Origin of the sequence: Porphyrobacter sp. ULC335 (genome assembly GCF_025917005.1) — a bacterium.
Taxonomy (GTDB): Bacteria; Pseudomonadota; Alphaproteobacteria; order Sphingomonadales; family Sphingomonadaceae; genus Erythrobacter.
Genome location: NZ_CP078091.1, coordinates 795,645 through 809,069, shown reverse-complemented (window position 1 = coordinate 809,069; position 13,425 = coordinate 795,645). Strand labels below are relative to the sequence as shown.

The 13,425-nt window shown below is 64.9% G+C and carries 12 protein-coding genes; 7 read left to right on the top strand and 5 right to left on the bottom strand.

Annotation, left to right across the window (positions count from 1 at the left end; all coding sequences use genetic code 11):
* Positions 1-82: 82 nt before the first annotated feature.
* On the bottom strand, positions 83-1,684 hold the full coding sequence (guaA, locus tag KVF90_RS03950; protein ID WP_264393551.1) for a glutamine-hydrolyzing GMP synthase: 1,602 nt from the start codon (positions 1,682-1,684) through the stop codon (positions 83-85).
* 271 nt (positions 1,685-1,955) lie between these two features.
* Here guaA and KVF90_RS03945 point away from each other — a divergent pair, with 271 nt between their 5' ends.
* Together KVF90_RS03945 and KVF90_RS03940 are read left to right on the top strand one after the other, a co-directional pair.
* Positions 1,956-2,276 carry a UrcA family protein gene (locus KVF90_RS03945; RefSeq protein WP_264393550.1) on the top strand — a complete coding sequence of 107 codons (321 nt, stop codon included), beginning with the start codon at positions 1,956-1,958 and terminating at the stop codon, positions 2,274-2,276.
* Between the two features lie 516 nt (positions 2,277-2,792).
* Positions 2,793-3,224, top strand: coding sequence for a hypothetical protein (locus tag KVF90_RS03940; RefSeq protein ID WP_264393549.1), 432 nt, complete (start codon positions 2,793-2,795; stop codon positions 3,222-3,224).
* A 417-nt stretch (positions 3,225-3,641) separates the two neighbouring features.
* On the opposite strand, the gene KVF90_RS03935 is transcribed toward KVF90_RS03940, so the two are convergent.
* The gene (locus tag KVF90_RS03935; RefSeq protein WP_264393548.1) at positions 3,642-5,192 is read right to left on the bottom strand and encodes a class I adenylate-forming enzyme family protein; all 1,551 of its coding nucleotides are present in this window, start codon (positions 5,190-5,192) and stop codon (positions 3,642-3,644) included.
* A gap of 92 nt (positions 5,193-5,284) precedes the next feature.
* Here KVF90_RS03935 and KVF90_RS03930 point away from each other — a divergent pair, with 92 nt between their 5' ends.
* The 5 genes from KVF90_RS03930 (at position 5,285) to KVF90_RS03910 (ending at position 11,221) form a co-directional block, all read left to right on the top strand.
* Positions 5,285-6,028, top strand: a complete 744-nt coding sequence (locus tag KVF90_RS03930) for a PIG-L deacetylase family protein (RefSeq protein WP_264393547.1) — start codon at positions 5,285-5,287, stop codon at positions 6,026-6,028.
* 95 nt (positions 6,029-6,123) lie between these two features.
* A complete protein-coding gene (gyrB, locus tag KVF90_RS03925; protein ID WP_413677004.1) occupies positions 6,124-8,715 on the top strand; it encodes a DNA topoisomerase (ATP-hydrolyzing) subunit B in 2,592 nt (863 codons plus the stop codon).
* 19 nt (positions 8,716-8,734) lie between these two features.
* Positions 8,735-9,874, top strand: a complete 1,140-nt coding sequence (locus tag KVF90_RS03920; protein WP_264393546.1) for an AI-2E family transporter — start codon at positions 8,735-8,737, stop codon at positions 9,872-9,874.
* A gap of 4 nt (positions 9,875-9,878) precedes the next feature.
* Positions 9,879-10,664, top strand: a complete 786-nt coding sequence (locus tag KVF90_RS03915) for a M50 family metallopeptidase (RefSeq protein ID WP_264393545.1) — start codon at positions 9,879-9,881, stop codon at positions 10,662-10,664.
* Positions 10,665-10,711: 47 nt separating this feature from the next.
* Positions 10,712-11,221: a nuclear transport factor 2 family protein gene (locus KVF90_RS03910; RefSeq protein WP_264393544.1), complete on the top strand. Its 510-nt coding sequence runs from the start codon at positions 10,712-10,714 to the stop codon at positions 11,219-11,221.
* Here the strand turns inward: KVF90_RS03910 and KVF90_RS03905 are convergent.
* The 3 genes from KVF90_RS03905 to KVF90_RS03895 all read right to left on the bottom strand — a co-directional run bounded on the left by KVF90_RS03905 (position 11,218) and on the right by KVF90_RS03895 (position 13,402).
* Entirely contained in the window at positions 11,218-11,856 is a 639-nt protein-coding gene (locus tag KVF90_RS03905; protein WP_264393543.1) for a hypothetical protein, read from the bottom strand. The genes KVF90_RS03910 and KVF90_RS03905 overlap by 4 nt on opposite strands.
* A gap of 114 nt (positions 11,857-11,970) precedes the next feature.
* Positions 11,971-12,771 (bottom strand): DUF1295 domain-containing protein, encoded by an 801-nt coding sequence (locus tag KVF90_RS03900; RefSeq protein ID WP_319641054.1) that lies wholly within the window; start codon positions 12,769-12,771, stop codon positions 11,971-11,973.
* Positions 12,761-13,402: a 1-acyl-sn-glycerol-3-phosphate acyltransferase gene (locus KVF90_RS03895; protein ID WP_264393542.1), complete on the bottom strand. Its 642-nt coding sequence runs from the start codon at positions 13,400-13,402 to the stop codon at positions 12,761-12,763. The genes KVF90_RS03900 and KVF90_RS03895 overlap by 11 nt, the downstream gene beginning before the upstream one ends.
* Between the last annotated feature and the right edge of the window lie 23 nt (positions 13,403-13,425).

The window sequence follows — 13,425 nt, the reverse complement described above, 5'->3', positions numbered from 1 at the left end:
TCTCGTGCAAAGAATGCGGCGGCCAGCGATATGCGATTTGCAGCGCTGCGGGAAGAGCCTCTTGAGTTCAGCGCCTTGCGCCTCACTCCCACTCGATCGTCCCCGGCGGCTTCGACGTGTAGTCGTAAACCACGCGGTTGATGCCCTTGACCTCGTTGACGATGCGGGTGGCAACGCGGGTCAGGAAACCGGCGTCGAAGGGGAAGACATCCGCGGTCATCCCGTCAGTCGAGGTCACGGCGCGCAGAGCGCAAACCGAATCGTAAGTGCGCCCGTCGCCCATCACGCCCACCGTCTTGACCGGCAGCAGCACCGCGAAGGCCTGCCAGATCGCGTCATAGAGGCCCGCATTGCGGATTTCTTCGAGATAGACCGCATCGGCCTTCCTCAGGATGTCGCAGCGTTCCTTGGTGACTTCACCGGGAATGCGGATGGCAAGGCCGGGGCCGGGGAACGGATGGCGGCCGACGAAGGCATCGGGAAGGCCAAGTTCGCGACCCAGATCGCGCACCTCGTCCTTGAACAATTCGCGCAGCGGCTCGACCAGCTTCATGTCCATGCGTTCGGGCAGGCCGCCGACATTGTGGTGGCTCTTGATCGTGACGCTCGGCCCGCCGGTGAAGGAGACAGATTCGATCACATCGGGATAGAGTGTGCCCTGCGCGAGGAACTCCGCCCCGCCGATCTTGCGCGCCTCTTCCTCGAACACGTCGATGAAGGTCTTGCCGATGAACTTGCGCTTGGCTTCGGGGTCGGTGAGGCCGGCCAGGCCGCCAAGGAACAGCTCTTCGGCCTCCACGTGCACCAGCGGGATATTGTAATGGTCGCGGAACAGGGTGACGACCTGTTCGGCCTCGTTCATCCGCATCAACCCGTGGTCGACGAACACGCAGGTCAGCTGGTCGCCGATCGCCTCGTGGATCAGCACCGCTGCGACCGCCGAATCGACCCCGCCCGAAAGGCCGCAGATCACGCGCTTGTCGCCGACCTGCGCGCGGATCTCGGCGATCTTGGTCTGGCGGAATTCGGCCATGGTCCAGTCACCCGCCAGCCCGCACACGTGGCGCACGAAGTTGGCGATCAACCGCGCGCCATCGGGCGTGTGGACGACTTCGGGGTGGAACTGGGTGCCGTAAAAGCGCCGCGCCTCGTCCGCGATCACCGCAAAGGGCGCGCCATCGGAGGTGGCGACAATCTCGAATCCGGGCGCGAAGGAGGTGACCTTGTCGCCATGGCTCATCCACACCTGATACCGCTCGCCCACGTCCCAGAGGCCGTTGAACAAGGTGCATTCCGAGGTGACGGTGAGGAACGCGCGGCCGAATTCGCCGCCTTCGCCGGTTTCGTGGCCGGGGCGCACTTCGCCGCCGAGCTGGTGGGTCATCACCTGCTGGCCGTAACAGATGCCGAGGATCGGCACGCCCGCCTCGAACAGCGCCTGCGGCGCGCGGGGGCTGCCGTCTTCCGGCACGCTCGCGGGGGAGCCTGACAGGATGATGCCCTTGGGCTGCATCCGCCGGAACGCGGCTTCGGCCTGAGTGAAGGGCGCGATTTCGGAATAGACCCCGGCCTCGCGCACGCGGCGCGCGATCAGCTGGGTCACCTGAGAGCCGAAATCGACGATCAGGATGGAATCGGAGACAGCGGAATCGCCCGAAAGGGGCTGCAAAGGGTGCGCGCTCATGGCGGCGGATTAAGGAGCGCGCCCGCGCCTGTCCAGCATCGCCGCACCGCGATCCATCAATTTTGCAATGCAGCGTAAAAATCCTCCTGCGATTCCATAGGGTTCCCGAAAAATCGCGCGACAAGCGTTGCAATCTTTGGAACCAATTTCGCGCATTTCGCATTTGCACATAACTCTTGTGCACTGCACCAGAGTTTCAAAGAGCAACCGAATGCCGGTCAGCGGCATCACCTGTCCCGAAACCCTCTCTCATTCTTTCGGAGTATCTCCCATGCGTTTCCTTCTCCCCCTGATCGCCCTCACCGCCGTGGCCGCTCCCGCTGTTGCTGCGCCTGCTGAAGAAACCGTCACCGTGCGCATCGCCTATGGCGACGTCGACGTGACCACCCCCGAAGGCCGTGCCGCGATCGAAGCGCGCATCGAAGCCCGCCTGCGCAAGGCCTGCACGCTCGACAACGCATCGCGCTACACGCATGGCCGCCCGTCGGTTGACGGCAAGTGCATGGCCGATGCCCGCACCGCCGCGCTCGCCGAAGTCGAGCGGGTTGCCGCACTCGAAGCGCGCAGCGGCCGCACCGTCGCCGCCAACTGAGCGACGCCAAGCCTTTGAAATGCAAACGGCCGCCGGAGCGATCCGGCGGCCGTTTTGCGTGCAATGCATGTTAAGTTGTTGCATATTGCGCAACTCGCCTTGGCGTTTTCGCATTTGAAATCACTTCCGCGCAATCCCACTTGCCCATCAAGCGATGCCGCACCGGACCTCCTCTCCATCCGGTGTTATCTGAAGTGGTACATCGCCCGGCATCACAGGCCGTACAAGGCCCGGTTGCCTGCCTGCCAGACCGGCAGGATTGGCCAGCTCCCCCCCTGCTCGGCCGTCCTGACCCGTCATTTGCCCAGCGCCACGCGCCGGGCATGCAGCGAAAGAGACGCGGCCACCACCCTCCCCCCCCCTGAACAGGTGGCCGCGTCTCGAGCTGGCCAGCGCCAGACTTGCACGCATCGCGGGCGGCCGCGCGTACGGTGTGATGCACTAGTACAGCGCCGAAGTTGTACCGGCACCGCCAAACGATAGAGGCCGAGGCCTATTCAGGGGGCCTTTTACCGTATGAAACACTTAATCACTGCTGCGAGCCTGGTTGCCGTAGTCCTGTCTCAACCCGCGCAGGCGCAAGTCGCAGCGGACCCTTGGAACCAGCAGCAGGGCGAAGCGCAGGCGCAGATCGCGTTAACCGTGCCGCTGGGTCACTCGCCCCGTGCCGAGGAAACCGAACCGCGCATCGAACTGATGGTGCGCCAGCGTGCGGCGGCGGGAGAATTTGCCGCGCTCCGCCGCGCCGACGATGCGCGCTGGAACGAGCGGCGCATCGGGCTCTCTCTCGGCGATGATCCGCAAGTGATGCTCAACGGCCGCGAGATCGTCCGCGAGGAGCGCAAGGATGGTGTCAGCGACGGTGTGTGGATTGCCGGCGGCGTTACGGTGGCCCTCTTGATTGGTGGGCTTCTGTTTTGGGACGCACTTGAGGACTCCAGCGAGTAGCCTGCTGGCGGACTTCCGCAGCACAGAATGTCGCGCCTCGCCCACCCTCTCCGGTGCGTGCGGACGGCGCCCATTATTGCCTTTTTCGATTGCGGTGATGAATTATTTTAAATCTTGCGAGAGATTGAAAATTGCGTGCGGCTATGTATATGGTGCTCTGGCCCGGGCGATCCTCTCTCCCCCCTTTGGTCGTCCGGGCTCCCAAACAACAACAAAACAGGGAACCAGAACATGCGTATGATCAGCGAAAAGGCTGTCGCCTTCCTGCTCGCCGTTGCCGTCAGCGGCACCGCGTTCAACACCTTCATCGTCTAAGGCTCAACGCCCCGGCGATGGTGTGACGCGCGAGCGAAGCGACACCTTCCAGCGGCCCGGTTTCTCTTTCGAGGAGCCGGGCCGAGCTGTATCTGGCGTCCGTTACGCGTCCCCGCCCAGCCGCACCGCTTCCTCGCGCAACTCGGTCTTGAGCAGCTTGCCGATATGGCTGCGCGGCATTTCCGCGATCGGATGGAGCGCCGAAAGCCGCTGGGTCTTGCCGAGCCGCGCGTTCACGGCCGCCATGATCGCCGCCTGATCGCCGCCATCCTTCAGCACCACGAAGCCGACCGGAGTCTCCCCCCAGGCGCGGGACGGCACGCCCACCACCGCAGCCTCGGCAACGCCCGGCTCCTTCATCAATTCGGCCTCGAGATCGCTGGGATAGATGTTGAACCCGCCTGAAATGATCATGTCCTTGGCGCGGCCCACCAGCTCGACAAAACCTTCGGCATCGACCCGCCCGATATCGCCCATCCGCATCCACGCCTCACCCGTGGCGGGATCGATCCACTGCGCTTCGGCAGTCTTGTCGGGGCGGTTCTTGTAGCCGCTCATCATGGTGAGACTGCGGCCGATCATGTTGCCGGGCGTGCCGGGCGGCACTTCGCGGTCCTCGTCATCCAGCACCTTCAGCTCGCTGCCGGGAGCAGGCCTACCGACGGTGTGGAGCTTATCGGGGAATTCGTGGCACGGCAGCAGGCAGACGACGCCCCCTTCGGTCATCGAATAGATTTCGATCAGCCCGCCCGGCATGCGGCTGAGCACTTCACGCTTCAACTCGGCCGAGAAGGGCGCGGAGGTGCAGTATTTGAGCTTCAGGCTCGACAGGTCGAAGGTGTCAAACCCGGCGAAATCCATCAGCCGCTGATATTGCACCGGCACCAGCATGGTGATGGTGGTGCGATCGGCCTGAGCGAAGGCGAGCCACTTCGCGCAATCGAACTTGCCCATCACCCGCACGCAGCCGCCCGCCAGCAACACGGGCAGGAAGGCGACCATCGTGGTGTTCGAATAGAGCGGCGTCGAGGCCAGCGAGCGCACCTCCAGCCCCGCGCCGAGATAGCTCAGCGCGGTCGAGGCAAACTGCCGCCAGCGCATCTGGTGCGAATGGACGATGCCCTTGGGAATGCCGGTGGTGCCGCTGGAATAGATGATGTTGAACGGGTCTTTTGGCTCCGGCACGAAGGCGGGTGCGCGGCTGCCGGGAGGGGCCATCCACTGGTCGATGCTTTCGAGCGGCACGCGGATCAGATCGGCCATGAAGTCCTGCCCCAGCTCCGCCGCCTTGGCGGCATCGATGAACAGATGGATCGCGCCCGAATCCTTGGCCATGCCTTCGAGCTGTTCGGGCGAGGCGCTGGTGGTGAGCGGCGCGGCCACCCCGCCCGCGCGCATCGCCGCGAGGAACACCAGCGCATATTCGACTGTCGACGTTCCGAGGATCGCCACCGATTGCCCGCGCTGGAGCCCGGTCTCCACCATCCGCGCCGCCAACCGCTCGACGAGGCCCACCAGCTCCGCCCAGTAAACCTCGCGCCGCTCGTCCACCAGGGCGAGGTCATCGCCCTTGATACGCGACCATTCCATCAGGATGTCGGGGAAGCTGCCGAAGGGTTCGGCAAGGCGGGCGGTCATCATCTCTGTGTTCATGGGCTTCTGCATAATCAGGGCAGCGCGCGGCGCAAAGGGTTTGCAAACCCGCTCGCACAAGTGGCAGGAACGCGGGAGAGGAGAGGGACGACATGATCCGCATCACGGCCGCAATCGCACTGTCCGCGCTGGCGCTGGGCACCGCGCAGGCGCAGGAGCCGGTCAAACCGATGGCGGTGGTGGTCGCGGTCGCCCACCCTGACGACGAGCTGTTCATGGCTCCCGCCATCGCTGCTTTGATGCGCGAAGGGCACAGCGTGACAATCGTCCACGCAACGCCGGGCGATGCCGGGCCGGGCGTCTCGGGCCTGCCCACAGGCGAGATTCTCGCCAAGACGCGCAAGGTCGAAGCGCGGTGCGCCGGGCGTGAACTGGGAGGTGCCGCAGTGGTCAATCTCGAATTCGGCGACGGAAAGCTGGCCGAGCAAGTGCGCAACGGCTCGCTGGCAAAGGCGCTGGCCGGTCACGTTGCGGGCGCAGATCTGGTGCTGACCTGGGGTCCGGACGGTGGCTACGGCCATGCCGACCACCGGCTGGTGAGCGCCATCACAACGCAGATCGTGCAAGCCCGGCCCGCCGATGATCGGCCGAAGCTGCTCTATGTCGGCATCCCGAACGGGAGCCTGCCGCCGGTGCAGGACATGGCGGACTGGGCCACCACTGATTCGGCGCTGTTGACCGAAAGTATTTCCTACACGCCCGCAGATCTCGCCGCCGCCAAGACTGCCGCGCTGTGCCACGCCACGCAATTCGATTTCGGCACCCAAGCCGGGATGATGCCGCTGTTCGATGCCACGATGTGGCGCGGCAAGGTGCATTTCCGTCCCGCCTTCTGACGCGCCCGTCGAAGCAGCCTGCACACTCGTGGAAAAGCGCCGCTAGCGGGCCTCCCGCAGTTGGGTTTCCGCGCCCGACCGCCTATATGATCGCTATGAACGACACCACTCCCCAAGCTTCTGATCCGGCCCCCGAAGGCCTTCCCGAACGCGTCCGCCAGATGGGCGAATATGGCGCCGATTCCATCAAGGTTCTCAAAGGCCTGGACGCCGTCCGCAAGCGGCCCGGCATGTATATCGGCGATACCGACGACGGATCGGGCCTGCACCACATGGTGTTCGAGGTCAGCGACAATGCCATCGACGAGGCGCTGGCGGGGCATTGCGACCTCGTTCTGATCGAATTGAACCCCGATGGTTCGGTTTCTGTCGAGGATAACGGACGCGGCATCCCCACCGGTATGCACACCGAAGAAGGCGTATCCGCCGCCGAGGTCATCATGACCCAGCTGCACGCGGGCGGGAAGTTCGAGAACACCTCGGACGACAACGCCTACAAGGTTTCGGGCGGTCTCCACGGGGTCGGCGTGTCGGTGGTGAACGCGCTGTCCGAATGGCTGGAACTGACCATCTGGCGCGAAGGGCTGGAGCACTGGATGCGCTTCGAACACGGCGATGCGGTGGCGCCGCTGGTGGTCAAGGGCGATGCCCCGCGCAGCGACCGGAACGCGGATGACAACGGCTTCAAGAAGGGCACCCGCGTCACCTTCAAGGCGAGCCACGACACCTTCAAGAATGTCACCGAATTCGATTTCGAAAAGCTGGAGCACCGCTACCGCGAGCTGGCGTTCCTCAATTCGGGCGTGCGCATCAAGCTGCGCGATCTGCGCCACGAGGAAGTGCTGGAACACGATCTCTACTACGAAGGCGGCATCGCGGCCTTCGTGAAGTATCTCGACCGCAACAAGCAGCCGCTGATCCCCGAGCCAATTTCGGTCTCGGCGGAGAAGGACGGCATCGGCATCGACGTCGCGCTGGAATGGAACGATTCCTACTACGAGAACGTCCTCGCCTTCACCAACAACATCCCCCAGCGCGACGGCGGCACGCACCTTGCTGCCTTCCGCGCCGCGCTGACCCGCACGCTCAACAACTATGCCGAGCGTTCGGGGATGCTGAAGAAGGAAAAGGTCAGCCTGTCGGGCGAGGACATGCGCGAAGGCCTGACCGCCATCGTCAGCGTCAAACTGCCCGACCCCAAGTTCTCCAGCCAGACCAAGGACAAGCTGGTCAGCTCCGAAGTGCGCTCGCCGCTGGAATCGCTGATGAGCGACAAGATGTCCGAATGGCTGGAGGAAAACCCCGGCGATGCGAAATCGATCATCCAGAAGGTGATCGACGCCGCCGCCGCGCGCGAAGCCGCCCGCCGCGCCCGCGAGATGAGCCGCAAGGGCGCGATGAGCGTCGCCTCGCTGCCCGGCAAGCTGGCCGATTGTCAGGAGCGCGATCCCGCCAAGTCCGAATTGTTCCTGGTCGAAGGGGACTCCGCAGGCGGATCGGCCAAGCAGGGCCGCGACCGCAAGACGCAGGCGATCCTGCCGCTCAAGGGCAAGATCCTCAACGTCGAGCGCGCGCGGTTTGACCGGATCATTTCTTCCAAGGAAGTCGGCACGCTGATCCAGGCGATGGGCACCGGCATCCGCGACGAGTTCAATCTGGAAAAGCTGCGGTACCACAAGATCGTCATCATGACCGACGCTGACGTGGACGGGGCACACATCCGCACGCTGCTGCTGACCTTCTTCCACCGCCAGATGCCCGACATCATCCGCGCCGGGCACCTGTTCATCGCCCAGCCGCCGCTGTTCAAGGTCGCCAAGGGGCGGAGCGAGGTCTACCTCAAGGATCAGCCCGCGCTGGACCGCTATCTGGTCGATGCCGGGCTGCAAGGCCGCGTCATCGAAACGACCGAAGGCGCACGCGGCGGGGCCGACCTGCGCGCGCTGGTTGATGGCGCGTTGCGGCTCAAGAACCTGCTCGCCTTCGTTCCGCGCCGCTATGACAGCGGGATTGTCGAACAGATGGCGCTGGTCGGCGCGCTGGAGCCGGGGCTTACCGGCGATGCGCTCGCTGCCGCGCTTGACCGCGCCGCCGGAAGGCTCGGCGCGGGCGACCGCGAGGCCCGTTGGAGCGCCTATCAGCGCGAAGATGGCACCGTGGTGTTCGAACGCATGTGGCGCGGCGTGAAGGACGTGCACGAGATCGAAGCGCGCTTCCTGTCCAGCACCGAAGCGCACAAGCTTCACGGGCTCGCCGCCGCACAGGCCGATACCTATGCCTCGCCCGTCCGACTGGTGCGCGCCGGCGACGCCGCTGCCGAGGAACCGGAGGCCGAGGCCGATGCGACCGGCGGCGATCCCTTCGCCGGAGAGGCCGAACAGCCCGCCGCCCCGCCGCCACTGCCGCAGGATGACGGGATCAGCCGCCCCAGCCAGCTGCTCGAGGCGATCTTCGCCGCCGGGCGCAAGGGCCTCTCGATCAGCCGCTACAAGGGTCTGGGTGAAATGAACGCCGAGCAGCTGTGGGAAACCACGCTCGATCCGGAAAACCGCGCATTGCTGCAGGTGAAGGTCGAGGATGCCGATGTGACCGACGAAATCTTCACCCGCCTGATGGGTGACATCGTCGAGCCGCGGCGCGAGTTCATTCAGGATAACGCGCTTAACGTGGCGAACCTCGACGTCTAGCACTGCCCGAAGGATACTGATGGCCAACCAGCCCCACCGCACCGAGGACCTGCAACAGGCAAGCTTCCTGATCATCCTTGTGGTGGTCAGCCTGCTGATGGCCGTGATCGTCTATCCTTTCGCCCAGCCCCTGCTGTGGGCGGCGCTGGTGGCGATCATGTTCCAGCCGCTGTACCGGAACCTGCTGCGGCGGTTGCGCGGGCGGCGCAATCCGGCGGCGGGGCTCTCGCTGCTCGTCATCTTCTTTGTGGTGATGGTGCCCGCTGCCTGGGTGGCATCGATGGTGCTGGAACAGGCACTCGTGCTGGTCGCAACATTGCAACAGCAGCCGCTTGATCTCGCCGCGCTGTTCGATGCGGTTTACACCAACCTGCCCAACGTCGCGCAGGAAGCGGTCGACCGGAGCGGGTGGGCGGATATCGCGATGGTGCAGACGCGCCTTCAGGAATTGCTCACCGAAAGCGCTGGGATGATCGCCACGCAGGCGGTCTCGATCGGCAGCGGCGCGCTCGGCTTCCTGCTGTCGTTCGGCGTCGGGCTTTATGTGATGTTCTTCCTGCTGCGCGATGGCGAGCGGATCGGCCGCACGGTGCTTTGCGCGGTGCCGGTCGAACGGTCGATTGCCGACCGGCTGGCCTCGCGGTTCCTCGGCATCGTGCGCGCGACGATCAAGGGCACCGGCGTTGTCGCGGTGGTGCAGGGCGTGCTGGGCACGGTGACGCTGATGATCGCAGGCGTGCCTTCGGCGCTGTTGTTCGGCGTCATCATGGCGATCTTCGCGCTGGTGCCGGTGATCGGTTCGGGCGCGGTGTGGGTTCCGGCGGGGATCTGGCTGCTGATTTCGGGCGAGACATGGCAGGGGCTGTTCGTGCTGCTGACCGGGTTCTTCGTGATCTCGTCGGCCGATAATGTGCTGCGCCCCATTCTGGTGGGCCGCGACACCGGCATTCCCGACTGGATCATCCTCATCACCACGCTGGGCGGGATCAGCCTCGTCGGCTTTTCGGGCATCGTGCTCGGCCCGCTGGTGGCCGGGCTGTTCCTCGCCAGCTGGTCGATCCTGCGCGAACAGCGCGACGAGGACGAGGAAGCGCAGCGACAGGACGGCATCCTGATCGACGCTGCGGGCCATTCGACCGCCAGCACCGCGGCAGACTGAGACGATGTCATCGCTCGTCACTCCCGGCTCGCAGGGCGAGGCGATCGGGCGTCTGGTGGTCGCAGGGCTGGTGGTGTCGATGCTGCCCGCGCTGCCATTTGGTGCGTATCTGACCTATCCCTTCGCGATCCTGACAACGTGGTTCCACGAGATGGGCCACGGCCTCACCGCGATGCTGCTGGGCCAGCATTTCGAACAGCTGATGATCTTCCCCAACGGATCAGGGGTGGCGCAAAGCCAGGTATCGGCTGATGCGTCGCGCTTCACCCACGCGGCGATTGCGGCGGGCGGCCCCTTGGCGCCGAGCGCGGTGGGGGCCTTGCTGATCATGGCCAGCGCCCATCCGCGCGCGTGGCGTCCCGTGCTGTGTCTGGCCGTGGCGGCCATCCTGCTGAGCGTGGTGATCTGGGTGCGATCGGCCACCGGCTGGTGGGCGCTGCCGCTGGTTGCGGCGCTCCTGGGCGTCGTCGCCTGGCGCGGATCGCCGGGTTTCATGCGCTTCACCCTCCAGTTCCTCGGCGTGCTGGGGGCGATGAGCATGCTGCGCGATTTCGATTACCTGTTCACCGAACGTGCGGTGATCGAAGGGCAGGCAATCCTTTCGGACACCGGCGCGATCGAGGAAGCTCTGGGCCTGCCGCACTGGTTCTGGGCAGGCGTCATCCTCGCCATTTCGGCGACGATGGTCGGCGCTGCGCTCAAATATGCGCTGGCCGACAAGCGCCTGCGTCCGCCGCCGCGCAAGCTTCCCGCAAACGTCCTGCAATTCAGGCGCGGCCCCAAACGCTGACGCTTGTGGCAGTCCCGCAGGCGCGCGAGGCGCGGTAATCTGCGGGCATGGACTCGATCGAACTCGCCGACCGGCTCGCTATCGCCGAAACGCTGGCGCTTTACTGCCGCGGGATCGACCGCTGCGATGCCGATCAGCTCGCCGCCGTCTTCACCCCCGATGCCCGGATCGATTACGGCGACGGGGCAAAGCCGATTGCCGAGACAATCCCCGGCCTGATGGCGGGATTGGGCGCGATGCGGCTGACCCAGCATAACATCTCGAACACAGTGATGCGGATCACCGGCACCCGCGCCAAGGCTGAGACCAACTGCGTCGCGCTGCACCTGATCCCGACACCGGATGGCGAGGTGGAACTGGTGGTGGGCGGCCGCTATCTCGACCGCCTCGAAAAGCGCGAGGGCCGCTGGCAGATCGCCGAGCGGCTCTATGTCATGGACTGGAACCGCACCAGCCCGTCAACCATGCAGCTGGAAGGCGGGTTGTTCGACGGGCTGCAACGCCGCGGCGCGCGCGGGAGCGTTGATCCGTCTGCAGCCTGGTGGGACGGGCTCTAGAACGCGACCTTCAGGGTGTTGACGCCGGAGGCATAGGCCCCTGCCTCGCCCGACAGGCCGATGAACATCGTGTCCACGATCCGCGCCAGCTTCTGCTCGGATAGCCGGTCGCCGAGATAGATGAGCGAATCCGGCAGCGTGTAATTCGCAATCATCTGGTTGATGAGCGACAGCGCTTCGTCGATGTCCAGCCCCGCGAAGAAGCCTTCGGCCTGCGCCTCGGCGATCAGCTCGCACAGGTAGTGGTCGGCAAGGTCGACATAGGACCGCACCCGTTCGAAATTGGCGGCGCCCATTTCGCACAGGATGTTGAAGAACAGCGGATCGGCGCGGAACCGCTCCTGCGAGATGACGAAGCGGCGGCGGAAGAACTCGTACATTTTGCGCTGCGGGGGCAGGCTGGTTGCCAGCACTTCCTCCATTACCGCCATATGCGGAGCAAGCCAGGTCTGCGCCACGGCGTCGAACAGATCGTCGTAGTCGGCAAACAGCGCTTCGAACCGCGCGCGGGTCAGGCCGCTTTCGGCCATCGCCACGGTCCACGGCACTTCGGCGCCGCGCTCCTTGACGAGATCGAGCACATGGCGCGCGATCCGCTCGCGCTCGGCTTCCCGGGCCGTCTCGTTCAATGGCATGTCGGTCGCGCCTCCTCGCGCGGAAGCCAACATAGGCGAAGGCGGCGCGCGCTTAAAGTGTCGCTCGTCGATTTTTGTGCGACGCAGCAAGACAAATGCGATTGGCGCGCGCGGTCAATAGCGCGGCGGCATCGGGAAAAAGGCCGAGGTCTTGCGCTCGTAAACCGCGTATTTGTTGCCTTTTGTCTTGTGCATGCCCTTTTCCAGCAGCGGCACGCCCGACCAGCGGGTCAGCGTGAAGCTGAGGAAGATCGGCCCGATCACGGTTGCCGCGGCATAGCCCCATCCGGCCGCCGCGCAGGCCAGCCAGATGCCCCACCACGCGCAGAAATCGCCGAAATAATTGGGGTGGCGGGTATAGCGCCACAGCCCGGTGTCGAGCACGTAGCCCCTGTTGGCAGGATCGGCCTTGAACCGCGCAAGCTGCCAATCGCCCACCCATTCAAAGAACACGCCGACGCTCCACAGCGCAAAGCCCAGCCACCCCAGTATCGGGATCGGCGCGGGGGCGCCGCTGGCAAGGATGCCGACCTGCGCGGGCGAGGACACCATGAACAGCAGCACGGCCTGCATCAGCCACACACGGGTCAGCGCGGCGCGCGCAAAATTGCCGGCCTCGCGATCCTTCTTGAGGATCAGCTTGTAGCGCTTGTCCTCACCCTCGTGCCGCCAGCGGCGCAGCAGGTAGAAGCCCAGCCGGAAGCCCCATGCGGCGGTCATCAGCATGATGAGGGTGGCCAGTTGGCCCGGACCACCCGGCACGAGCAGCCAGCTGGCCACGGCAAGGATCGCCATCCCTGCGCCCCAGAAGGCATCGATGAAACTGACGTCGTCGATCTTCACGCTGATGGCCCACTGGATCAGCACCAGCACGATCAGGATCGCGGCATTCACAACCAGAAGTTCAAACATCATTCTTTCCGGCAATAATGTCGCGGGCCTGCTGTTCCAGCACCTTGAAGCGATCGTAATCGGGGAGCTTGGAACGGAACCATTCGGCGATCTTGAGCAGGTCTTCGCCATAGTTCCCGGTTGGCAGCATCGGTGGGCCGAAGCTGACGATCTTGGCGGCGTTATCGGCAAAGGCGGGGACGATCGGGACATTGGCCGCCCGCGCAATGTGATAGAAGCCCGAACGCCACTTGCCGTCGGATTTGCGCGTGCCTTCGCAGGCGATCACCAGCGCAAGTTCATCGCGCGCGGCGAACTCCGCGGCGACCTGCTCGGTGGCGTTGGCCTTGGCGGTGCGATCGACCGGGATGCCGCCCATATCGAGCATGAAGTTGCGCATGATCCCTTGGAACAGGGTGTGCTTGCCCATGAAATTGGGCCTGACGCCCTCTTCATGCGTCGCCCCGGTGAAGAACACGAAATCCCAGTTCGAGGTGTGCGGCGCGCCCGCCAGCACATATTTCTTCAGGTGCTTGGGCAGTGGGGAATCAATCTTCCACCCCCGCGCATACCAGATGGCGAGGATGATCCTTCGCACGATGCGCGACAGCAACGTGGGCGCGCGCATCTGCGCAGGGGTGATCGGTGTATGCAAGCTGTGCGCCCCTCCCAAAGGCT

Coding starts and splice junctions, on each gene's coding strand:
- guaA (WP_264393551.1), bottom strand. CDS start 1,684: ATGAGCGCGCACCCTTTGCAGCCCCTTTCGGGCGATTCCGCTGTCTCC.
- KVF90_RS03945 (WP_264393550.1), top strand. CDS start 1,956: ATGCGTTTCCTTCTCCCCCTGATCGCCCTCACCGCCGTGGCCGCTCCC.
- KVF90_RS03940 (WP_264393549.1), top strand. CDS start 2,793: ATGAAACACTTAATCACTGCTGCGAGCCTGGTTGCCGTAGTCCTGTCT.
- KVF90_RS03935 (WP_264393548.1), bottom strand. CDS start 5,192: ATGAACACAGAGATGATGACCGCCCGCCTTGCCGAACCCTTCGGCAGC.
- KVF90_RS03930 (WP_264393547.1), top strand. CDS start 5,285: ATGATCCGCATCACGGCCGCAATCGCACTGTCCGCGCTGGCGCTGGGC.
- gyrB (WP_413677004.1), top strand. CDS start 6,124: ATGAACGACACCACTCCCCAAGCTTCTGATCCGGCCCCCGAAGGCCTT.
- KVF90_RS03920 (WP_264393546.1), top strand. CDS start 8,735: ATGGCCAACCAGCCCCACCGCACCGAGGACCTGCAACAGGCAAGCTTC.
- KVF90_RS03915 (WP_264393545.1), top strand. CDS start 9,879: ATGTCATCGCTCGTCACTCCCGGCTCGCAGGGCGAGGCGATCGGGCGT.
- KVF90_RS03910 (WP_264393544.1), top strand. CDS start 10,712: ATGGACTCGATCGAACTCGCCGACCGGCTCGCTATCGCCGAAACGCTG.
- KVF90_RS03905 (WP_264393543.1), bottom strand. CDS start 11,856: ATGCCATTGAACGAGACGGCCCGGGAAGCCGAGCGCGAGCGGATCGCG.
- KVF90_RS03900 (WP_319641054.1), bottom strand. CDS start 12,771: ATGATGTTTGAACTTCTGGTTGTGAATGCCGCGATCCTGATCGTGCTG.